General features: G+C 65.7%; 18 protein-coding genes. 6 read left to right on the plus strand and 12 right to left on the minus strand.

What is annotated here, in order from left to right:
* Positions 1-120: 120 nt before the first annotated feature.
* Positions 121-987 carry a zinc metalloprotease HtpX gene (gene htpX / locus NXY83_RS14995; protein WP_258802983.1) on the minus strand — a complete coding sequence of 289 codons (867 nt, stop codon included), beginning with the start codon at positions 985-987 and terminating at the stop codon, positions 121-123.
* 280 nt (positions 988-1,267) lie between these two features.
* Between htpX and NXY83_RS15000 the strand changes: the two genes are divergently transcribed.
* The 3 genes from NXY83_RS15000 to NXY83_RS15010 all read left to right on the plus strand — a co-directional run bounded on the left by NXY83_RS15000 (position 1,268) and on the right by NXY83_RS15010 (position 3,976).
* The gene (locus tag NXY83_RS15000; protein ID WP_258802984.1) at positions 1,268-1,753 is read left to right on the plus strand and encodes a Fur family transcriptional regulator; all 486 of its coding nucleotides are present in this window, start codon (positions 1,268-1,270) and stop codon (positions 1,751-1,753) included.
* A 7-nt stretch (positions 1,754-1,760) separates the two neighbouring features.
* Entirely contained in the window at positions 1,761-3,242 is a 1,482-nt protein-coding gene (locus tag NXY83_RS15005; protein WP_258802985.1) for a catalase, read from the plus strand.
* 122 nt (positions 3,243-3,364) lie between these two features.
* A complete protein-coding gene (locus NXY83_RS15010; protein WP_258802986.1) occupies positions 3,365-3,976 on the plus strand; it encodes a DUF2461 domain-containing protein in 612 nt (203 codons plus the stop codon).
* A 66-nt stretch (positions 3,977-4,042) separates the two neighbouring features.
* Here the strand turns inward: NXY83_RS15010 and NXY83_RS15015 are convergent, their stop codons facing one another.
* From NXY83_RS15015 to NXY83_RS15050, 8 genes are all read right to left on the minus strand, one after another.
* On the minus strand, positions 4,043-4,645 hold the full coding sequence (locus NXY83_RS15015) for a TetR/AcrR family transcriptional regulator (RefSeq protein ID WP_258802988.1): 603 nt from the start codon (positions 4,643-4,645) through the stop codon (positions 4,043-4,045).
* A 158-nt stretch (positions 4,646-4,803) separates the two neighbouring features.
* Positions 4,804-6,369: an amino acid permease gene (locus NXY83_RS15020; protein WP_258802989.1), complete on the minus strand. Its 1,566-nt coding sequence runs from the start codon at positions 6,367-6,369 to the stop codon at positions 4,804-4,806.
* A 173-nt stretch (positions 6,370-6,542) separates the two neighbouring features.
* The gene (locus tag NXY83_RS15025; protein ID WP_258802990.1) at positions 6,543-6,950 is read right to left on the minus strand and encodes a DUF779 domain-containing protein; all 408 of its coding nucleotides are present in this window, start codon (positions 6,948-6,950) and stop codon (positions 6,543-6,545) included.
* Positions 6,950-7,972, minus strand: coding sequence for an alcohol dehydrogenase AdhP (gene adhP, locus NXY83_RS15030; protein ID WP_258802991.1), 1,023 nt, complete (start codon positions 7,970-7,972; stop codon positions 6,950-6,952). The genes NXY83_RS15025 and adhP overlap by 1 nt, the downstream gene beginning before the upstream one ends.
* A gap of 65 nt (positions 7,973-8,037) precedes the next feature.
* Positions 8,038-9,561, minus strand: a complete 1,524-nt coding sequence (exaC, locus tag NXY83_RS15035) for an acetaldehyde dehydrogenase ExaC (protein WP_258802992.1) — start codon at positions 9,559-9,561, stop codon at positions 8,038-8,040.
* A gap of 90 nt (positions 9,562-9,651) precedes the next feature.
* Positions 9,652-10,992 carry a GAF domain-containing protein gene (locus NXY83_RS15040; RefSeq protein ID WP_258802993.1) on the minus strand — a complete coding sequence of 447 codons (1,341 nt, stop codon included), beginning with the start codon at positions 10,990-10,992 and terminating at the stop codon, positions 9,652-9,654.
* A gap of 101 nt (positions 10,993-11,093) precedes the next feature.
* Positions 11,094-12,554 carry an FAD-dependent oxidoreductase gene (locus NXY83_RS15045; RefSeq protein WP_397427341.1) on the minus strand — a complete coding sequence of 487 codons (1,461 nt, stop codon included), beginning with the start codon at positions 12,552-12,554 and terminating at the stop codon, positions 11,094-11,096.
* Between the two features lie 52 nt (positions 12,555-12,606).
* Positions 12,607-13,605, minus strand: coding sequence for a DNA topoisomerase IB (locus NXY83_RS15050; RefSeq protein WP_258806254.1), 999 nt, complete (start codon positions 13,603-13,605; stop codon positions 12,607-12,609).
* 103 nt (positions 13,606-13,708) lie between these two features.
* On the opposite strand from NXY83_RS15050, the gene rarD reads away from it, so the two are divergent.
* Positions 13,709-14,764: an EamA family transporter RarD gene (gene rarD / locus NXY83_RS15055; protein ID WP_258806259.1), complete on the plus strand. Its 1,056-nt coding sequence runs from the start codon at positions 13,709-13,711 to the stop codon at positions 14,762-14,764.
* Positions 14,765-14,822: 58 nt separating this feature from the next.
* Positions 14,823-14,963: a phytase gene (locus tag NXY83_RS15060; protein WP_258802994.1), complete on the plus strand. Its 141-nt coding sequence runs from the start codon at positions 14,823-14,825 to the stop codon at positions 14,961-14,963.
* Between the two features lie 122 nt (positions 14,964-15,085).
* Here the strand turns inward: NXY83_RS15060 and gabT are convergent, their stop codons facing one another.
* Together gabT and NXY83_RS15070 are read right to left on the minus strand one after the other, a co-directional pair.
* Positions 15,086-16,456 (minus strand): 4-aminobutyrate--2-oxoglutarate transaminase, encoded by a 1,371-nt coding sequence (gene gabT / locus NXY83_RS15065; RefSeq protein ID WP_258802995.1) that lies wholly within the window; start codon positions 16,454-16,456, stop codon positions 15,086-15,088.
* 62 nt (positions 16,457-16,518) lie between these two features.
* A complete protein-coding gene (locus NXY83_RS15070; protein WP_258802996.1) occupies positions 16,519-17,949 on the minus strand; it encodes an aminobutyraldehyde dehydrogenase in 1,431 nt (476 codons plus the stop codon).
* Between the two features lie 170 nt (positions 17,950-18,119).
* Between NXY83_RS15070 and NXY83_RS15075 the strand changes: the two genes are divergently transcribed.
* Positions 18,120-19,556, plus strand: coding sequence for a PucR family transcriptional regulator (locus NXY83_RS15075; RefSeq protein WP_258802997.1), 1,437 nt, complete (start codon positions 18,120-18,122; stop codon positions 19,554-19,556).
* An 11-nt stretch (positions 19,557-19,567) separates the two neighbouring features.
* Here the strand turns inward: NXY83_RS15075 and NXY83_RS15080 are convergent, their stop codons facing one another.
* Complete coding sequence (locus NXY83_RS15080; RefSeq protein ID WP_258802998.1) at positions 19,568-21,157, minus strand: CYTH and CHAD domain-containing protein; 1,590 nt, start codon at positions 21,155-21,157, stop codon at positions 19,568-19,570.
* Positions 21,158-21,182 lie beyond the last annotated feature (25 nt).

The following is a 21,182-nucleotide window of genomic DNA, read 5'->3' on the forward strand; positions in this document are numbered from 1 at the left end:
CCAATCTTCAGGACTCGCCGACGGCTCTACTTTGCCCCGGACACCCACACCCGCGCCAACCACAGGCGCCGCATCTCATTTTCGGACTAGCTCCGCGAGGTACACCGTCCGACCGGGCACCTAGACCAGCGGCCGGCCTGCCACCCGCTCCAGCCGGGCAATCCGGTCCCCCATGGGCGGGTGCGTTGCGAACAGCTTGTTCATCGCGCCGCCCCGGAACGGGTTGGCGATCATCAGGTGTGATGTATTGACCAGCCGCTGGTCCGGCGGCAGGGGCGCGATGCTGACGCCGCGCTCGATCTTGGCCAGGGCTGAGGCAAGCGCCAGCGGATCCCCCGTCAGCTGCGAACCGTCCTCGTCGGCGTCGTACTCCCTGGTCCGGGAGATGGCCATCTGGATCAGCGACGCCGCGAAGGGCGCCAGCAGTGCCATGGCCAGCATGGCGAGCGGGTTGGAGTTGCGCCGGTCTCCGCCGAAGAACAGGAGCATCTGGCCCACCGAGGTGATCACGCCGGCGACGGCGGCCGCCACCGACGAGGTGAGGATGTCGCGGTTGTAGACGTGCATGAGTTCGTGGCCCAGGACGCCGCGGAGCTCGCGCACCGTCAGGAGCCGCAAAATCCCCTCGGTGCAGCAGACGGCCGCATTCCGGGGGTTGCGTCCGGTGGCAAAGGCGTTCGGGGTCATGGTCGGCGAGATGTAGATGCGCGGCATGGGCTGGTTGGCACGGGCCGAGAGCTCACGGACCATCTGGTAAAGCTGTGGCGCCTGCGCCTCCGTGACCGGGTACGCCTTCATAGACCGGATAGCGATCTTGTCGCTGTTCCAGTAGCCATAGGCCGTCGTGGCAACGCCCACCAACGCCATGATCCAGATGGGCGCCGAGCTGCGCGTGCCGGCACCAATCAATGCGCCCAGGCCCAGCAACACCGCCCAGAGCACACCGAACAGTGCGGCCGTCTTCAGTCCGTTGTAGTGCCTGTGCATGTCCGCTCCCTCCTGCAACCTTCTGCTGCACTTCCCAGGGGACCAGGAGGGAGGCGTCGTACGTCCGTAAGCCCGGTGCAACTTCGCCGCCGCCCAAGCCCCCACGATGCACACAACACCGCCAGAAGCAGGACCCGGCCCTCAGTAAAAATCTTAGTAGCGCCGCAGGCCAGCAGTTCCCCCACCTTGCAACCCTCATGGTGCGGCAGTGACGGAAGGTCATGCCGAGGTTAGCCAACCCTTATTGTGAGATATTCATAATAAGTGTTTCAATGGATCCATGACGGAGCACTTTGACGGCCACGACGCATGGGCTGCGGCCCTGCGCGCCCACGGCCGGCGGGTGACCAAGCAGCGCCTGGCAGTCTTGGCCGCCGTCGAACGCCACCCCCACTCCCCCGCCGAAAGCATCCTCGCCGCGGCCCGGGCCGATCTGCCCGAGCTCACGGCACAGTCGGTATACGTGGTTCTGGGTGACCTGACCGACCTGCACATGCTGCGCCGGTTCGAGCCGCCGCACTCCCCGGCGCTGTACGAAACCCGGGTGGGTGACAACCACCACCATGCCATCTGCATCAGCTGCGGCCGGGTGGAGGACGTGGACTGTGCCGTGGGCCATGCCCCGTGCCTCACGCCCCACTGGGATGAGAACGCCAAGCCCATGGCCATCCAGATCGCCGACGTTATGTACCAAGGCATCTGCCAGGACTGCCAGCAGTCCCAAAAACTTCCTTCCAATCGTCCCCCGCAAGAAATAGAGAAATAGGAGAACAATGACTGCCATTTCAACAACCCAGTCAGGTGCCCCCGTTACGTCCGACGCCCACTCGAAGTCAGTCGGTGCCGACGGCGCGATCATCCTGACCGACCACTACCTGGTGGAAAAGCTCGCTCAGTTCAACCGCGAGCGGGTGCCGGAGCGCGTAGTGCACGCCAAGGGCGGCGGTGCATTCGGTACGTTCAAGGCCACCGAGGACGTGTCCAAGTACACCAAGGCAGCCTTCCTCCAGCCCGGCGCCGAAACCGAGATGCTGATCCGCTTCTCCTCTGTGGCCGGCGAGAACGGTTCACCGGACACCTGGCGTGATCCCCGCGGTTTCGCCGTGAAGTTCTACACCTCCGAGGGCAACTATGACCTCGTTGGCAACAACACCCCGGTGTTCTTCATCCGCGACGGCATCAAGTTCCCGGACTTCATCCACTCCCAGAAGCGCCTCCCGGGCACCCACCTGCGCGACGCCGACATGCAGTGGGACTTCTGGACCCTGTCCCCCGAGTCCGCACACCAGGTCACCTGGCTGATGGGTGACCGCGGCCTGCCCGCCTCCTGGCGTGAAATGCAGGGCTACGGCTCCCACACCTACCAGTGGATCAATGCCGAGGGCGAGCGTTTCTGGGTCAAGTACCACTTCAAGTCCAACCAGGGCGTGAACTCCATGACCGGCGAGCAGGCCGAGGCCCTGGCCGGTTCGGACGCGGACTTCTACATCCGCGACCTGTCCGAGAACATCGAAGCCGGCAACTTCCCGTCCTGGGACCTGCACGTGCAGGTCATGCCGTACGAGGATGCCAAAACGTACCGCTTCAACCCGTTCGACCTGACCAAGGTCTGGCCGCACGGCGACTACCCGCTGATCAAGGTGGGCACCATGGAGCTGAACCGGAACCCGGAGAACTACTTCGCGCAGATCGAACAGGCTACCTTCGCGCCGTCGAACTTCGTGCCGGGTATTGCCGCTTCCCCGGACAAGATGCTGCAGGCCCGCATCTTCTCCTACGCGGACGCACACCGCTACCGCGTGGGCACCAACCACGCCCAGATCCCGGTGAACCAGCCGAAGAACCAGGTCAACAACTACAGCCAGGACGGCGCGGGACGTTACCTGTTCAATGCCCCCTCGGTTCCGGTCTACGCCCCCAACTCCGTTGGCGGCCCGGCTGCTGTTGAGCCGCAGAACCCGGCCGGCGGCTGGGAGAACGACGGCGAGCTGACCCTCGCCGCGCACTCCCTCCACGCCGAGGACAGCGACTTTGTCCAGGCCGGCGCGCTCTACCGTGAGGTGTACGACGAGGCCGCCAAGGCCCGCTTCCTGGAAACCATCACCGGTGCCGTGGGCGGCGTCAAGAGCCCCGGCATCAAGGAACGCGCCATCCAGTACTGGACCAACGTCGACGCCGAGCTCGGCGCCAAGCTCCGCGCCAACCTCGGCGCAGCAACACTCTCCGACGCAGAAGCAGCCAACAAGATCGGCTGATTCCCGCTGGTGAGCATTTGGAACCACCCCGTCACGGCTGCCGTGGCGGGGTGGTTTTTTGCGCTTTCCACATAGCAAACTGAACCGTAGCCGCCGCCGGGCGTCCTCCCTAGTATCGCTGCATGACAACTTTCCAGGGCATCCCGGCCGGCGCTTTCGGGTTCTACGCAGAACTCCACGCCAACAACAACCGGCAGTGGTGGCTGGAGCACAAGGAGAGCTATCAGTCGCTGGTCCGGGATCCTCTTACGTCGCTTCTCGAAGAGCTCGAACCCAGGTTCGGGCCAGGCAGGATTTTCCGCCCCAACAGGGATATCCGGTTTTCCCTGGACAAGTCACCCTACAAGACCGCCCAGGGCGCTTTTGCCTCGGCGCAGGAGGGCGTTGGGTACTACCTCCAGATCAGTGCCGAGGGCCTGCTGGTCGGCGCGGGCTACCATTCCCATTCACCCGCGCAGCTGGCAAGGTACCGGAACTCGGTTGACGCCTCGGGCACAGGAGAATCACTCCGGCATATTGTGGATGCAGTGGCGGGCGCGGGCTTTGCCGTGGAAGGCGAGAAGCTCAAGACCGTGCCGCGTGGATACGCGCGCGACCATCCGCGGGCAGAGCTCCTCAAACACAAATCACTTGCGGCAAGTATCGATCTGGGCCAGCCCGAATGGCTGGCCAGCCCCGCCGCAGTCCCGGGGATCTCCAGGCTCTGGGATGAGCTGCGCCCCCTGGTGGACTGAGTAAGCCGGCACGCGGCCCCGTGATGCTTCGGCAGCATCCCCAGGAATCAGCCTGCCACTGTTGGTTCAGGCTTCATTCGCTGCGGCCAGGCGGGTGTCGAGGTTGTTGAAGAAAACCGTCAGCATCAGTTCGAAGGCTTTGGTGGCGGCCTCCGGCTCGTTCATGACCACGAAGTCGAACTGGAGGCCGTAGAACGTCGAGGTGAAGAGCCGGGCGTCGGTATCCGCGTATTCCTCCGGAATCCCTTGCACCATGAGCCAGTCTCGGGTCTTGTGGTGGAGCATCCGGAAATGCTCCTGTGACGTTCCCCGGGGCTCGGCCGCGACGATGTCCTGGGCAGTGGCTTCGAACTCGAGCCTTGTCAGGTGGCGGTTCCGCTGGGCCATGGTCCATTGCCAGGAGTCCAGCAGGAACTCCCGCCATGCGGCGCGGTCAATGTCGCGGACATCGGTGTTGCGCATGCGGTCAAGCCTGGATTCGATGGACACCACAATGTCATTGATCAGCTGGTCCCGGCTCCCGAAGTGGTAAACCAGCACGTAGGCGCTCATTCCCAGGCCCTCTGCGAGGCTCCGGAAGGTCAGCTCCGCCAGCGTCTTGTCCATCAGGTAGTCGAGGATGGCGCCCAGCAGTTCGGCTTTTCGTTCGGGTCGTGTCGGGCGTGCCATAGTTCCATCCTAGGTATAACCGCGGGTGGTCCTGCCCGCCGTGCCCTTGCGCGCGTCCCGCATGAGCCGCGGCCGGGCGATAACAAAAACCACCCGCAGACCAGATGATCTGCGGGTGGTTTTGAGCAGCCGGCCGCCTCTCAGGCGGTGACCGCAAGTCAGACGCGGGTGTACTCGTCCTCGTCGGTGCGGCTGTGCCCGGCAGCAGTTGCGCCACCTGCCGGGGATCCGTTGACGGCGGTGCTGGCCGCGCTGAAACGCTCATTGAGGCGCGAGTGCCGCTGTCCGTAGGCGAAATAGATTGCCAGGCCGATGGCCAGCCAGATGGCGAAGAAGATCCAGGTCTCCACTGCCAGGTTGGTCATCAGGTACAGGCACAGCAGGGCGGACACGATCGGCAGGACCTTGCCGAACGGAACGCGGAAAGCGGGCTTCAGGTCAGGCCGCTTCCTGCGCAGCACCAGGATGCCCGAACTGACCACAACGAAGGCGGAGAGCGTACCGATGTTGATCATTTCCTCGAGCAGGTCCACTTTGGTCAGGCCTGCCACCACGGCAACCGCGGCGCCGCAAATGATCTGGAGGCGTACCGGCGTCGAACGCTTTTCGCTTGTCTTGGACAGCGCACGGGGCAGGAGGCCATCGCGGCTCATGGCCAGGACCACGCGGGAAAGGCCCATCAGCAGCACCATGATCACGGTGGTCAGGCCCACCAGGGAACCGAACGCGATGGTCTTCGCAGCGGAGGTGTCGCCCACCGCTTCGAAGGCAGTTGTGAGCGTGGGGTTCTCAGCCTCGGCCAACTGCGTGTAGGAAACCATGCCGGTCAGGGCCAGCGAGACCAGGATGTACAGCAGGGTGACCAGGGCCAGGCCGCCGAAGATGCCGCGCGGAAGGGTCTTCTGGGGGTTCTTCACTTCCTCGGCAGAGGTGGCCACCACGTCGAAACCGATGAAGGCGAAGAACACCAGGGCTGCACCGGCGAAGATGCCCAGGGTGCCGTACTGGGCAGGGGCGGCTCCGGTGAGGAAGCCGAAGAAGGACTGCTTCAGGACGTCGGCGGTGCCGGTGCCGCCGGTGGGCTCCGCCGCGGGGATGAACGGTGCGTAGTTTTCAAACTTGACGTAGGTGAAACCCACCACGATCACGAAGAGGACGACGCCGATCTTGATCAGGGTGAAGATGTTGCCCACCCGTGCGGACAGCTTGGTGCCCAGCACCAGCAGCACGGTGAAGACGGCAACAATCAGGAACGCGCCCCAGTAGAGGTCAACGCCGGCAAGCGGGATGGCCGGCGGAATGTCGGCGCCCATCAGCGCGAACACCTTACTGAGGTAGATGCCCCAGTACTTGGCGATGACCGCCGCAGCGGTGAAGAGCTCCAGGATCAGGTTCCAGCCGATGATCCAGGCGAGGAGTTCGCCCATCGTGGCGTAGGTGAAAACGTAGGCGGAGCCGGCCACCGGGATGGCGGTGGCGAACTCGGCGTAGCACATGATGGCCAGGGCGCAGGTGACGGCGGCAATGGCGAAAGACAGGGTCACGGCGGGGCCGGAGAAGTTGGCAGCAGCCTTGGCACCTACGGAGAAGATGCCGGCGCCGACAGCCACGGCGACGCCCATGATCATGAGGTCCCAGCTGCTGAGGGAGCGCTTAAGCTTGCGTCCGGGTTCATCGGCGTCAGCAATCGACTGCTCGATGGATTTGGTCCGGAGAAGGTTCATAGGGGATCACAATCCTGGTTTGTGACGGAAACAGACCCACCAACGCTAATATCCATCCACCGGACGGCCACAATCATCCCGGATAGTGAGATGTGCTCAGGGCCGAATATTATTCTGCGGAAGCACGCGTGGCCCTCCGCCTGAAGGGCCACGGGCGCTTCCGGTCGAACCGGCTAAGCCGGCCAGTCCATCAGGGTGGACCGGATCAGGAAACGCTTGCCTTCCGGTGCTTCCACCGAAAAACCGCTCCCCCGCCCGGGAACCACGTCAATGGTGAGATGGGTATGGCTCCAGTAGTTGAACTGCTCCCGCGACATCCAGAACTCCAGCGGCTGCGGCTCCGTCCCCGGCGAGACGTCAAACAGCCCCAGGAGGATGTCGGCGTCGCCGGTGATGAAGTCGCCCTTCGGATAGCACATGGGCGCAGACCCATCGCAGCAGCCGCCGGACTGGTGGAACATGAGTGGCCCGTGCTGGAGCCACAGCTTCCGGAGCAGCTGCACGGCTGCCGGGGTGAGCGCCACCCGGGAGAACTCTTCCCCGGGCAGCGTCACCGCGGCATTCAGCCTGTCCAGCGGCATCAGAACCTCAGCACCACGCGGCCGTCGATCTTGGCGTGCTTCATCTCGTCGAGCACGGCGTTGATCTCCGGGAGCTCCCGCACCGAGACGGTGGGGTGGATCTTGCCCTGGGCGTAGAAGCCCAGGGCCTCCTCCATGTCCTGCCGGGTCCCGACGATGGAACCGCGCACCGTCAGGCCCTTGAGCACAATCTCGAAGATCGGTGCCGGGAAGTCGCCGGGCGGCAACCCGTTGAACACAATGGTGCCGCCACGGCGGACCATCCCGATGGCCTGCCCGAACGCTGAAGGATGCACCGCAGTGACCAGGACGCCATGGCAACCTCCGGTTTCGCGCTGGATCACTTCCACCGGGTCCTCGTGCAGGGCATTGACCGTCAATTCAGCGCCGTGGGCCTTCGCCAGGGCAAGCTTGTCATCGGCAATATCCACTGCCGCAACCCGCAGGCCCATGGCCACCGCGTACTGCACGGCAATGTGGCCCAGGCCGCCAATGCCGGAGATGGTGACCCACTGGCCCGGTTTGGCCTCGGTCATCTTCAGGCCCTTGTAGACGGTGACGCCGGCGCACAGCACCGGCGCCACCTCGACGGGGTCGGATCCCGCCGGTATGCGCGCGGCGAACCGTGAGTCCACCAGCATGTACTCGCCGAACGAGCCGTCCACGCTGTAGCCGGCGTTTTTCTGCACTTCGCAGAGTGTTTCCCAGCCGGTGCGGCAGTACTGGCAGTCACCGCAGGCGGACCAGAGCCAGGCGTTGCCCACCAGGTCACCGACTGCCAGGTCGGTGACGCCCTCGCCGAGCACCACCACTTCCCCCACGCCCTCGTGACCGGGGATGAAGGGCGGTGAGGGTTTGACGGGCCAATCGCCCTCGGCTGCGTGGAGGTCGGTGTGGCATACACCCGTGGTCAGCACTTTCACCAGCGCCTCCCCGGGCCCCGGCGTGGGGATGGCGAGGTCCTGGAGCTGGAGGTCCTTGCCGAATTCGGTTACTACTGCTGCTTGCATTGTCGTCGTCATTGGCGAAATCCTTGCGTCGTTGTAGCTGAGCTAGCGGAGATGTAGCTGAGGTGAAGCAGGGGCTTTTAGAAGAAGCCCAGCTTGTTTTCGTTGTAGCTGACCAGCAGGTTCTTGGTCTGCTGGTAGTGGTCCAGCATCATGGCGTGGTTCTCCCGCCCGATGCCGGAGGACTTGTAGCCGCCGAACGCGGCCCCGGCCGGGTAGGCGTGGTAGTTGTTGACCCAGACGCGGCCGGCCTGGATTTCGCGGCCTGCCCGGTAGGCGGTGTTGCCGTTGCGGGACCAGACGCCGGCGCCCAGTCCGTAGAGCGTGTCGTTGGCGATGCCCATGGCGTCGCTGTAATCGCTGAACTTCGTGACGGCGACGACCGGTCCGAAGATTTCCTCCTGGAAGATCCGCATCTTGTTGTGGCCTTCGAACACCGTGGGCTGGACGTAGTAGCCGCCGGCGAGGTCGCCCGGCAGCTCTGCACGGCCGCCGCCGGTGAGGACCTTGGCGCCCTCCTGCTTGCCGATGTCGATGTAGGAAAGGATCTTCTCCAGCTGGTCGTTGGATGCCTGGGCGCCCACCTGCGTCTCGGTGTCCAGCGGGTTGCCCTGCACCATCTTCTCCACCCTCGCCACGGCGTCGGCCATGAACGAGTCGTAGATGTCCTCCTGCACCAGGGCGCGTGACGGGCAGGTGCAGACCTCGCCCTGGTTGAAGGCGAAAAGCGCGAAGCCCTCCTGCGCCTTGTCGTAGAACGCGTCGTTGTCCTGGGCGACGTCGTTGAAGAAGATGTTCGGGCTCTTGCCGCCCAGTTCAAGGGTGACGGGAATGAGGTTCTGGCTGGCGTACTGGCTGATCAGCCGGCCGGTAGTGGTCTCGCCCGTGAAGGCGATCTTACGGATCCGGGGGCTGGACGCCAGCGGCTTGCCGGCCTCCACGCCGAAGCCGTTCACCACGTTGAGCACGCCGGCCGGGAGCAGGTCGCCGATGAGCTCCATCAGGACCAGGATGGACGACGGCGTCTGCTCGGCCGGCTTGAGCACCACGGCGTTGCCGGCCGCGAGAGCGGGAGCCAGCTTCCAGACGGCCATCAGAATGGGGAAGTTCCAGGGGATGATCTGGCCCACGACGCCGAGCGGCTCGTGGAAGTGGTAGGCGGTTGTGTCGTCGTCGAGCTGGGACAGCCTGCCCTCCTGGGCGCGGACTGCGGAGGCGAAGTAGCGGAAGTGGTCTGCCGCGAGCGGAAGGTCCGCGTTGAGGGTTTCGCGGATGGGCTTGCCGTTGTCCCAGGATTCGGCGACGGCAAGCATCTCCAGGTTCTCGTCGATGCGGTCGGCGATCTTGTTCAGGATCGCGGCACGCTCGGCCACGGACGTCTTGCCCCAGGACGGTGCAACCTTGTGCGCGGCGTCCAGCGCCAGTTCGATGTCCTCGGCCGTTCCGCGGGCCACCTCACAGAAGGCCTTGCCCGTGACCGGTGTGATGTTTTCGAAGTACTGGCCCTTCACCGGGGCCACCCACTCGCCGCCGATCCAGTTCTCGTAGCGGTCCTTGAAGGTGACCTTCGAACCCTCGGTTCCGGGCTGTGCGTAAACGGTCATTGCTAGCTCCTTTGCTGTGCAGTCCAGGCTTTCGCCGTTGGAGCAAGCGTAGGAGCGGGCAGGTTGCAGCCAGGTTGCAACCACTGGCTGTTAGACGCGCATTTCGGCTTCCAGCCGTTCAAGATCCGTGACGACGGCGGCCCGCTTGGGTGACCGCGCCGGGAGGAGGCGGAGGGCGGCGCGGCGGACGCCGACGTCGTCCCTTGCCTCGGGAAGCCCGGCGTACCGGAGCAGCGACTCGGCACTGCCGTCGGTCAGGACTGCCTCGCGCAGCAGCGACGAAACCTTGTTCCGCAACTCGACGATCCCGGGCGCCTCGGACCGCGGCAGAACTGCCCCACGATAGATTTCCAGGGCGATACGGTGTGCGCCGCGCTGCAGGCAGCTCAGCACCTGGCCGCTGTCCGGCACCACGTCCACCGGAAGGCGGTAGGGCCGCGAGCCCGGAACGGCGTCCGGGCTCAGCTGCTGAAGGACCTTACGCAGGCGCACCATCTCCGCCCGGAGCGTGATGGTGGAGCCGTCACCCGGGTACAGGAGTAGGCTCAGTTCCTCGGCGCTGAGGCCGTCAGGATGGGAACTGAGCAGGGCCAGGATTTCGCTGTGCCGGGCGGACAAGGCAACGGTTTTGCCTTCCAGGCTGAGCAGGGCCTGGTCGCGGCCCAGCAGCTGCAGGCTGTTCCGGTAGAGGCTGCCTTCCTTGGCGCCCGCCCCCGTTGCGCGGGAAGCAGCAGCCGTGGCCCGGCGTCGCGCGGGCCGGCTGGCCAGTTCCGCGGCAAGCTGGAGACGTTCGACCCGCAGCTGCGCCTGGGCAGCGGCCACGGTTGCCTCCACCAGGGACAGGGTGTGTGGCGCCACCGCGGTGGCCGTGCCGGTGATGTCCACGACGCCGAGGACCGCACCGGAATCGGGGTCGTGGAACGGCACGGCGGTGCAGCTCCACGCGTGGACAGCCCGCTGGTAGTGCTCAGCGCCGGCAATCTGGATGCCCCGGCCAAGGGCGAGGGCCGTTCCCGGGGCGCTGGTGCCCACTGTGGCTTCGGACCAGTCGGCACCGGCAACAAACATCATGCCCTCGGCGCGCCGCTGCAGCGCCGGGTCGCCATCCACCCAGAGCAGCCGGCCCACTTCGTCACCCACCGCCACCAGCAGTCCGCTGTCATGGCTCGGCTGGACCAGGAGTTTCTTGATGACGGGCATGATGGCCGCGAGGGGGTGCTGGCTGCGGTAGTCCTCCAGCTCGTCCTGGTCCAGGACCAGCGGAGCGGCAGGATTGTCCGGGTCCGCCTTGAAGCCGGCCGAACGCTGCCAGGACTCGCGGATCAGGCTGCGCAGGCCATTTGAACCATCCGCAAAGGTGCCCCCATCAAGCTGTTCATGCGCCGCCAGGGCGCTGCGCTGCATCGGTTCCGGCTGGATCAGGTTCCTCATCGAACTCCTGTGCTGCCTGTAGGCACGGCGTAACGATGCCGGCCAGGGGATGGTCGCCATTCTAGCCCTGTCCAGGACGGGAAGGTATGGCCCGCCGGGCGTCAGCCCCGGGAGATCCGGATCATGTCCTCGCGTGGGACCACCTTGATCCGTTCCCGGACCACATGGTCCAGGTCCTCGGGACCGGTCCAGGCAGCACCGAGGCCTGCCTCATGGGCGTCCAGCCTGTTCCAGCCCTCCCAGGTGGTGTACTCGATGCCGCGCTCTTCCAGCAGGTCGATGATGGCCTGCGGATCGGGATTCTTGGCCGGGGGAAGGGTGGGACGGTCCTCGAGCAGGAAGCCGATGGTTTCAAGGGCGTCGCCCTTGGTGTGGCCGATGAGGCCGACAGGTCCGCGCTTGATCCAGCCGGTGGCATAAATTCCCGGAACCGGGTTTCCTTCGGCGTCCAGGACCCGGCCGCCCTCGTTGGGGATCACACCGCGCTTTGCGTCGTATTCCAGTTCGTCCAAGGCAGAGCCGTGGTAGCCGATGGCCCGGTACACGGCCTGGACGGGGTATTCGATGTACTCCCCCGTGCCTTTGGCGTTGCCGGTGCCGTCAAGCTGCATGCGCTCGAACTTGATTCCGCCCACCTTGCCCGTGCCGTCGTCGAGCACTTCAACGGGGCTGTGCAGGAAGTGCAGGTGCAGGCGGCGCGACGACGGGTTCTCGGATTCGGCGTGCTCCTCCACCAGCCAGTTGGTGAGGGTGTTCACCATGGTCTTGATCTGGTTGTTGCTGCGGATGGCGTCGTCGGAGGCCTCATCGAATTCGAAGTCCTCCGGGTACAGGACAATGTCCACGTCATTCATGTGGCTGAGCTCCCGCAGCTCAAGGGGCGTGAACTTGACCTGGGCAGGACCGCGGCGGCCAAACACGTGCACGTCGGTGACCGGCGACGCTTTCAGGCCCCGGTAGACGTTGTCCGGGATCTCGGTACTGAGCAGTTCCTCGGGATGCTTGACCAGCATGCGGGCCACGTCCAGGGCCACGTTCCCATTGCCGATCACAGCGATCTCCTTGGCTTCCAGCGGCCACTCCCGGGGAACATCGGGGTGCCCGTCGTACCAGGACACAAAGTCGGCGCCACCAAACGAGCCCGCCAGCTCGATGCCCGGGATGGCAAGGTCGGCGTCTTTGACTGCGCCGGTGGAGAAGATCACGGCGTCGTAGAAGGAGCGGAAATCGTGCAGGGTGAGGTCCCGGCCGTAGGTCACATTGCCCAGGAACCGGATATCGCCGCGGTCCAGGACCTTATGGAGGGCGTTGACGATGCCCTTGATTCGGGGGTGGTCCGGGGCAACGCCGTAGCGGATCAGTCCGTAGGGCGCCGGGTAGGCCTCGAAGAGGTCGATGCTGACTTCGAAGTCGCCGTCCTTCACTCCGCTGGATTTGGTGAGGATGTCCGCAGCGTAGACTCCCGCCGGCCCTGCGCCCACAATGGCGACGCGCAGCGGACGGTTGGACGTTGTTTCGCTGGGGTTGGACACCGCGAGCCCTTCTGAACTGATCATTTTCATGATGCATGGGATTGCGCCGAATCAGGTAGCGCACAGTCCCTTATTCTAGGCCTCAGCCGCTTTCCGCCAGCGGCACCACATTTCCTTCGCGGTAGAGCAGCGCCCGGAGCTCCGCCTCCGCCGAGTCGAGCCGCTTGGGATCGATGGTTTCGCCGGCGTGATAATGGTCCAGCACGCGGGGGTCCACATAGCTCTTGCGGGCGATCGACGGCGTGTTTCCCAGCACCTCCGCAGCGTCCAGCATTGCGCTGCTGATGGCCCTCTTCCGCTTGGCGGCGGTCTTCCGGGTTCCCGTGCGGGCCAGGCTCGCGGCCGCCGCCAGGGTCCCGCGCAGGGTACGGAAGTCCTTTGCCGTGAAGTCGGCTCCAGTCCGCTCCTTCACGTAAGCGTTAATTTCCGCACTTGTCACCGGCCGCCAGGTCCGGCCCTCCTTATAGGCCAGGAGCCGGGCATTGGGTCCCCGGCGTTTCAGCAGGCGAACCAGGACGGCAAGGTCTGCGTCGCGGATTTCCGATTCCCAGTCCTTGCCGCTCTTGGCCGGGAACCTGAGCAGGATCCGGTCCTTCCGCACCTGGACGTGGGCACAAAGCAGGGTGGCCAGGCCCCGGCTGCCGTTCTCGTTCGTGTACCGCTCGGAGCCCACGCGCAAGGACCCGCTGTCGAGCATCCGGAACGCTCCGGCCAGGACACGCTCCCGGGTGAAGCCTTCACTGCGCAGGTCCATGGTTACCCGGCGGCGGGCGACCGGAAGGGACTCGGCCAACTGCAGGGAACGGTCGAACTTGAGCCGGTCCTTCCGTTCCCGCCACTCGGGGTGGTAGATGTACTGGCGCCGGCCCACCGCGTCCACCCCGGTCGCCTGGATGTGCCCGTTCTCAAACGGGGCAATCCAGACGTCCGTCCAGGCCGGCGGAATACCAATACTCTCCAGCCGGTCCCGAACAGGCCCCGGCGGCAGGGTGGAGCCGTCGAGGTCCCGGTAACTGAAGCCCTTGCCCGCGGGCAGCCTGCGGTATCCGCGGCCCGAGGCGTTGCTGCGCCGGAGCCTCACGGGACGGCTTCCGGCAGGTCCGCACATGTCATGAAAGCAAGCCTACTGACTATCTGCTGTTTCCGGCATGCAGGCTTGGAATACCTGGACCTGGATTGGTGTTATGGGTTTCGTGCCCATCCCCGAAGGATCCTCCCCCGCCAGTCCGCCTGCCCCCGCCACGGCGGGCCCCCCGTCAGGCAAGGGCGCCGCCGGCGCAGACGGGATGGAGGCCAAGGGGGCCGGCGCTCCGAAGGCAGTCGATAAAGAGACGACGGCGGGAATCCTCTTCGGCATCGGGGCCTACGGATTGTGGGGGCTGCTGCCTCTGTACTTCTTCGTGCTCATGCCCGCTGGCGCCGTCGAAATCGTGGCCAACCGGGTGGTTTGGTCCCTGTTGTTCTGCGCGCTGCTGATCACCGTGACCCGCGCCTGGCCGGCCCTGGTTGCGGCGCTGCGAAACCGCGCTGTGTTTGGTTCCCTGGCCCTCGCGGCTTTTCTTATCGCCGTGAACTGGCTGACGTACACCTACGGCGTCACTACCAACCAGACAGTGGAAGCCTCCCTGGGCTACTTCATCAACCCGCTGGTTTCTGTCCTGCTTGGCGTCTTTGTCCTTAAGGAAAAGCTGCGTCCGCTCCAGTGGGCCGCCGTCGGCATCGGTTTCGTGGCGGTGGGAGTCCTCACCTACTCCTACGGCAAGCTGCCGTGGATTGCCCTGACGCTGGCCTTCAGCTTTGGCCTCTATGGCTTCGTGAAGAAACGCGTCGGCCCCAAGGTGGATGCGGTCACCAGCCTGAGCGTGGAGACCATGGTCCTGGCACCGTTCGCGGCGGTCACCATGATTTTCCTGGCCGCCAGCGGTTCCGCCACCCTGACCGCCCAGGGCGCCGGGCATTTCTGGCTGCTTCTCGCATCCGGCGTGATCACCGCCGTCCCGCTGCTCTTCTTCGGCGCTTCCGCCCGCCGCCTGCCTATGACAACCATCGGCCTGCTGCAGTACTTCGCCCCGTTGCTGCAGTTCATCGTTGCACTCGTGGTGTTCCAGGAAGCCATGACCCTGGAGCGCTGGATCGGTTTCGGAGTAGTGTGGCTGGCCCTGGCGGTCCTCACCGTGGACATGCTGCGGGCGGCGCGCAGAAACTCGCTGGCAAGAAGACGGGAAATGCGGGGCACATGACATCCACCATTCCCTCTACGCCCGGTCCGGTGACAATGCCTTCATCAAAAAGCTCAAGGTGGGCGGGAACAGAAACATCGACGCCGTGACAGGAACCGACGGCCTGGACGTCACTGCCCGGAACGTCGGGTCGCAATTCGAACAGGGACTTCTGGTGGTCCACGATGAATCGAACGACGACGGGAAACGTCGAACCTGAAGTACATTCCGCTTGACTCGGTCCTGGAATAAGGCAAAAAGGCCTCAGGCCCCGGAAGCTTTGCTCTTCCGGGGCCTGAGGCCTGTTCGCGCCCTTGCGGGGGACGGCTGACTCTGTGGGTGTTACGCGTTGGCCTTGATGGCACCGGCGAGGACGTCCAGGCCGTCGTTCAGGAGGTCATCGGTGATAACCAGCGGGGGCAGCAGGCGGATGACGTTGCCGTAGGTGCCGCAGGTGAGGATGATGACGCCTTCCTTCAGGCAGGCGGCAGCAACGGCCTTTGTTAGTTCCGGGTTGGGTTCCTTGGACCCGGCCTGGACCAGTTCGATGGCGAGCATGGCGCCGCGGCCGCGGATGTCCCCGATCACGGCCGAGCCGGCGGCGGCGAGTTCAGACTGCAGGTCGCGGAGGCGGCCGGTGGCGAGGGCTTCGATGTGGCGGGCGCGCCCGGCCAGGCCGTATTCCTCCATCGAGCCGATGGATGCCAGGGCCGCGGCGCACGCTACCGGGTTGCCGCCGTAGGTGCCGCCCAGGCCACCCGGGTGGACGGCGTCGAGCAGGTCGGCCCGGCCGGTGATGGCGGACAGGGGCATGCCGCCGGCGATGCCCTTGGCGAGGGTCATGATGTCCGGGATCACGCCCTCGTGGTTGACGGCGAACCATTCGCCGGTGCGGCAGAAGCCGGACTGGACCTCGTCGGCAATGAAGACGATGCCCTTTTCCCTGGCCCACTCGGCCAGCGCCGGGAGGAAGCCCTCGGCCGGGACGATGAAGCCGCCCTCACCCTGGATGGGCTCGATGATGATCGCGGCAACCTGGTCCCCGCCAATCTGCTTCTCGATCATGGTGATGGCGCGCTTGGCGGCCTCGGCACCAGTGATTTCCGGGTTTTCCTCGCGGTAGGGGTAGCTCATGGGCATGCGGTAGACCTCGGGCGCGAACGGACCGAAGTTGGTCTTGTACGGCATGGCTTTGGCGGTCAGCGCCATGGTGAGGTTGGTGCGTCCATGGTAGGCGTGGTCGAAAGCGACGACGGCGTCACGGCCGGTGGCCAGGCGGGCCACCTTGATGGCGTTCTCCACTGCCTCGGCGCCGGAGTTGAAGAGGACGGTGCGCTTTTCGTGGTCGCCGGGGGTGAGCCGGTTCAGCTGCTCGGCCACTGCCACGTAGCCTTCGTAGGGAGTGACCATGAAACAGGTGTGCGTGAAGTGCTCCACGGCTTCCTTCACGGCACCGACGACGGCGGGATCGGACGCGCCCACGCTGGTCACCGCGATGCCCGAGCCAAGGTCAATGAAGGAGTTGCCGTCCACGTCCTGGATGATGCCGCCGTCGGCGTCTGCAACGTAGACCGGAACGCCGGAGGCGACGCCCGCGGCCACCACGGACTTGCGCCGCTCTGCGAGGGCAACGGACTTGGGGCCCGGGAAGTCGGCCTGGACGCGGCGCTTCTGCTCCAGGCGGAAGGTGATATCGGATGCGGTGGTGGTCATGGGGAGGCCTTTCAGGAATAGCGGGAAGCGTTTTGGGGTGTGCTGCTGGTTGCGCGGCCGGGTCAGGCGTCCAGGGCACTCATGACGTGCTTGATGCGCGTGTAGTCCTCCACGCCGTACATGGAGAGGTCCTTGCCGTAGCCGGACTGCTTGAAGCCGCCGTGCGGCATTTCGGCGGTGAGGAGGATGTGGGTGTTGATCCAGACGGCGCCGAAGTCCAGGTCCCGGCTCAGGCGCATCGCCGTGCCGTGGTTGCTGGTCCAGACGCTGGAGGCGAGGGCGTATTCAACGTCATTCGCCAGTTCAACGGCTTCTTCCTCGGTGCTGAACTTCTGCACCGTGATGACGGGGCCGAAGGTTTCCTGCTGGACGATGCTGTCCGTCTGCTTGGCCCCGGTGATGATGGTGGGCTCGAAGAAGAACCCCTTGTCCCCCGCCCGGTGGCCGCCGGTTTCGATCCGGCAGTTCGCCGGCAGGTTCTCCACCACGGACGTCACGGCGTTGAAGTGGTTTACGTTGTTCAGCGGGCCGAAGTAGTTGTCTTCGTCGTTCTGCGAACCGGTGCGCAGGGTCCTGGTGTGCTCCACCATGGCGGCCACGACGTCGTCGTGCACGGAATCCTCCACCAGCACGCGGGTGATGGCGGTGCAGTCCTGGCCGGCGTTGAAGAAGGCGAACTCGGCGATGGCTGCGGCGCTCTTCTTGATGTCGGCGTCCTTGAAGACGATGGCGGGCGCCTTGCCGCCGAGCTCCAGGTGGGCGCGCTTGAGCCCTTTGGCGGCACCGGAGGCGACGGCGATGCCGGCCCGGACGGAACCCGTGATGGACACCAGGCCGGGGACCTTGTGCTCCACCATCATCGAGCCGGTCTGGCCGGAGCCCAGCACCACGTTCAGGACACCGGGGGGCAGGATTTCGCCGGCCAGGCGGGCCAGGACAAGGGTGGACTCGGGCGTGGTGTCGGAGGGCTTCAGGACAACCGTGTTGCCGGCGGCGAGCGCGGGGCCGATTTTCCAGATGGCCATCAGGAACGGGTAGTTCCACGGTGCAACCTGGGCCACCACGCCGATGGGCTCCCGGCGGACGTAAGAGGTGTGGCCTTCAAAGTACTCGCCGGCGGACTTGCCTTCGAGGATGCGGGCGGCACCGGCGAAGAAGCGGAGCTGGTCTGCGCCTGCGGCCACTTCCTCGGAGGCGATCAGGGAGCGGACCTGGCCGGTGTTGCGGTGCTGGGCCTCCACCAGTTCGTCGCTGTTGGCCTCGATGGCGTCCGCGAGCTTAAGGAGCATCAGCTGCCGCTGGCCGGGTGTGACGTGTTTCCAGGTCTTAAAGGCGTCCTTGGCAGCGGCCATGGCGGCGTCGACGTCGGCCTGCACCGAGACAGGCGCGTGCGCCACCACTTCGCCGTTGGTGGGGTTCACAATGTCCAGCTGTGCGGTGCCGGCGGGGGTGACGAACTGCCCGTTGATGAAGTTCTGCAAGGTTTGGACCACGGTGTGCAACCTCTTTCGTAGGGGGCCATCGGCGCCAAGGTGAAGGGACCAGGGCGATGGATGTAACTGCCTTGAGCCTATGCCAGCGGCCATATGCAGTGAATAGCCAGGTGCACACCCTTTGCGGAACTGTTTAGTGCGGTCGTCCAGCCACCGCTTATCCTTGATCCATGGCCATCTCCCTCGCTGCCCTGCTGGGCGTGAACTCCCTGAAGCTGTCCAAGGCAGGGGTCGCCGAGACCACCTGGCACCAGGACATCAACTGGGTGGCCGTCACCGAACTTGAAGACCCACAGCGGTTCATCAACGGCGGTGAACTGATCCTCACCACCGGGCTGCGCCTGCGGTCCGCCCCGGAACAGCGGCGCTTCGTCCGCCAGGTGCAGCGTGCCGGTGCCGTGGGTATCGGCTTCGGCGTCGGACTCTCGCATGAAACGGTGCCGCCGGCCCTCCTGGCCGAGGCCAACAGGTGGGGCCTGCCCGTGGTGGAGGTCCCCTACGAAACCCCGTTTATTGCCATCGGCAAGCTGGTGGCCGACGCCCAGTCCGCGGACCACTATTCCAAGCTCGAACGGCTGATCGCCGGGCACCAGGTACTGGCCCGCGCGCTGCTGACCGGGGGCGGGCTGGCCGAACTCCTGAAGCACCTGGGCAGCATGCTCCGCACCGATATTGCCCTCACCCAGTTCACCGCGCAGCTCTACAACAGCAGCAGCGAATCCCCGTCCGCGGATACGTGGTCCTCCTACCCCATCCCCACCGGCCGCCGGGACGCCTGCACACTCTGGGTCCGCCAGCCCTTCGAGGACTCCGGCATCATCGGATACGCGCAGAACCTGATCAGCGTGGAGCTGAACAACATGGTCAAGCAGCGCCAGGCCCAGCGTGCCCTGTGCGGGCAGGTGCTCGAGGACGTCATCCACGGCGCACTCGAGACCAGCGAGGCGCAACGCCGCCTGGCCGGGGTGGGCGTGAACAGTACGCGGAAGAACGTGGTGCTGCTCGCCGTTTCGGCCGCCCACAGCAAGGCCCTGGTGAGCACCTCCGTGCCGCGGGAACTGGAAAAGGCTGTTGCCGCCGTCGTGGGCAAGGACCTGGTGCTGGTCATCAATGATGACGGCAGCGCGGTTCCTGCCCTGGCCCGGAAGCTCAGCGACCACCTGGCCGAGGCCGGCCTCCACGCCACCATCGGCATCGGCGGTGCGTACACCAAGCCCAACGGCCTGCGGTGGAGCTACTTCGAAGCCCGGGAGGCGGCAAGCCATGGGCTGCCCGTCAACGAGCCGGAGCGCCTGAGCCTGACGTCGCTGCTGCTGGCCAGTGAGGATGTGCCGCTCGCGGACATGGCGCACGAGTCGCTCAACCCGCTCCGCTCCTTCGATGCCGCCCACGGCGCCGAGCTGATGACCACGCTGGAAAGCTACCTCAACAACAACGGCTCCGTGGCGGCCGTTGCGGAGGAGCTCACCCTGCACCGCAACACGGTCCGGTACCGGCTGGCCCAGATCACCGAGCTGACCGGGTACGACCCCGCCCTCACGTCGGACCGCGTCCAGCTGTGGCTGGCGCTGGCCGTGGCCCGGCTGGCCGCGCGGCAGGGCAAGTAGCGCAGGCGCGTCTAGCTGACCCCGCGCCGCAGGAGGCTGCGGGACTTTTTGCGGGCCTTCCGGTACTTTGCTTCGGCGGCAGCCATCAGTTCATCCTGTCGGCTCAGCAGTGCATCATAGGCCTCAGCAGCCGGTGGGCCGTCCGGGTCCGAATGCAGGCCTGCCAGCAGGTTCCGGGCAATCACGGCGTCATGGTGGTCACCCAGGATTTTCTGCTGCCTGTGCGCCGCCTTGGCAACTTTGCCGGCGCGCTTGCCTGTCACCATGGCTGCGGATTCCGCCACGTGCCGGAGCCGTTTGGCGTCTTTGCGCACCTGGTGGAGCGCATCTTCGTGATCCCTTCCGGTCCGGGCGCGGGCGGCGGCTTTATGTGAGCGCCGCAGCCGTTTCGCAGCCTTGTCTACGGCTTTCGCAGCTGCCTTCCGCCCCGGCGCCACCGCGCGTGTATGCACCGGCGGGTTGTTCCGGAAGTCCTCGAGGCTGTCCAGGAGCCGGAAGTAGCGATCCGACTGCAGCGCCTCCTGGAGGCGGCGGTACCCGGCGTCGAACGTGGCCCCGGACTGCTGTTCCACCCGGCTGCGGGCGGCATCGGTACCCTCACCCGGGGGGAGCTCGTCCAGGTGTCCGCGGAGGTGGCCCTGCAGAACTTCGGCGTCCCGGGGTTCTCCCAGCAGCCGGCCCAGCCACTTGAGCTCGTCCCGCAGCCGGCGGACCGGCACCTGCCGGTAGAGCTTGCGGTATGCAGCCAGGGCGGAGCGGATCCTGCGCGTTGCGGAGCGCATGTCATGGACGGCCTCCGGTTCCTCCAACCGGACGGCCGCGTCCCGGGCAAGGAGCAGATCGACCTGCGCGCCAACGTAGACAGTGACGACGGCGGCGGCCGGGGCTTTCTTCCCGGCCAGCAGGACTGGCGCGTTTTCCTCCGCGTCGCCGCCTTGTGAAGTGGTCTCCGCCTTCTCTTGCGTTGATAGGCCCAGGGCCTTGGCCAGCTTGGAGGCATGGCCGGCGTGGCGTGCTCCCGCCTCGATCAGGAGCATCTCCGCCGGGTAGAAAAGTCCGGTGTCCCCGTGGACGAGCTCGAGCTCCCATTCGCGCCACTTGCGCTTCCGCTTCTTTCCCTTGGCGTCAGGCCGCAGGCGCTCAGCAGTAACACGGTCGTCAGCCAGGTCGGCCAGGTGCGTGCCGTCCCCGCCGTACAGGGCATGGGTTGTGCGCTGCGTCTTGAGCCGGACCACCGGAGCCACGTCCGCGCCCCGGAGAAAGGCCTGCACGTAGGCGAGCAGGCTGTCCGGCACGACGTCGGCCTGGCCCAGCGGGGCGTGCAGCTCACGCCGTTGCTGGGGTTCCGGCCCACCGGAAGAAGAAGCTTGCGGCGGCAGCTTCAGGTGCCAGCCCGCGTCTGATCCTCCGGTGCGGCGGCGGAGCGTGATGCGGCGGGAGGCGAGCGCGTGCCGGTCAGTGTCGAAATAGACCGCTGTAAGCTCCGCGGCCTGCGGCTCCCCCACGCGGCCCACCCCTGGCAGCACATCCAGCGGGGGTACTGCGGCGTCATCGTCGACGTCGTACTTCTTCTCCACTTCGAGCCCTTGGGATGCCTTCACAGCCGTCCTTCCACATCAGTGCGGT

The sequence above is a fragment of the Pseudarthrobacter sp. NS4 genome (genome assembly GCF_024758005.1).
Lineage (GTDB): Bacteria > Actinomycetota > Actinomycetes > Actinomycetales > Micrococcaceae > Arthrobacter.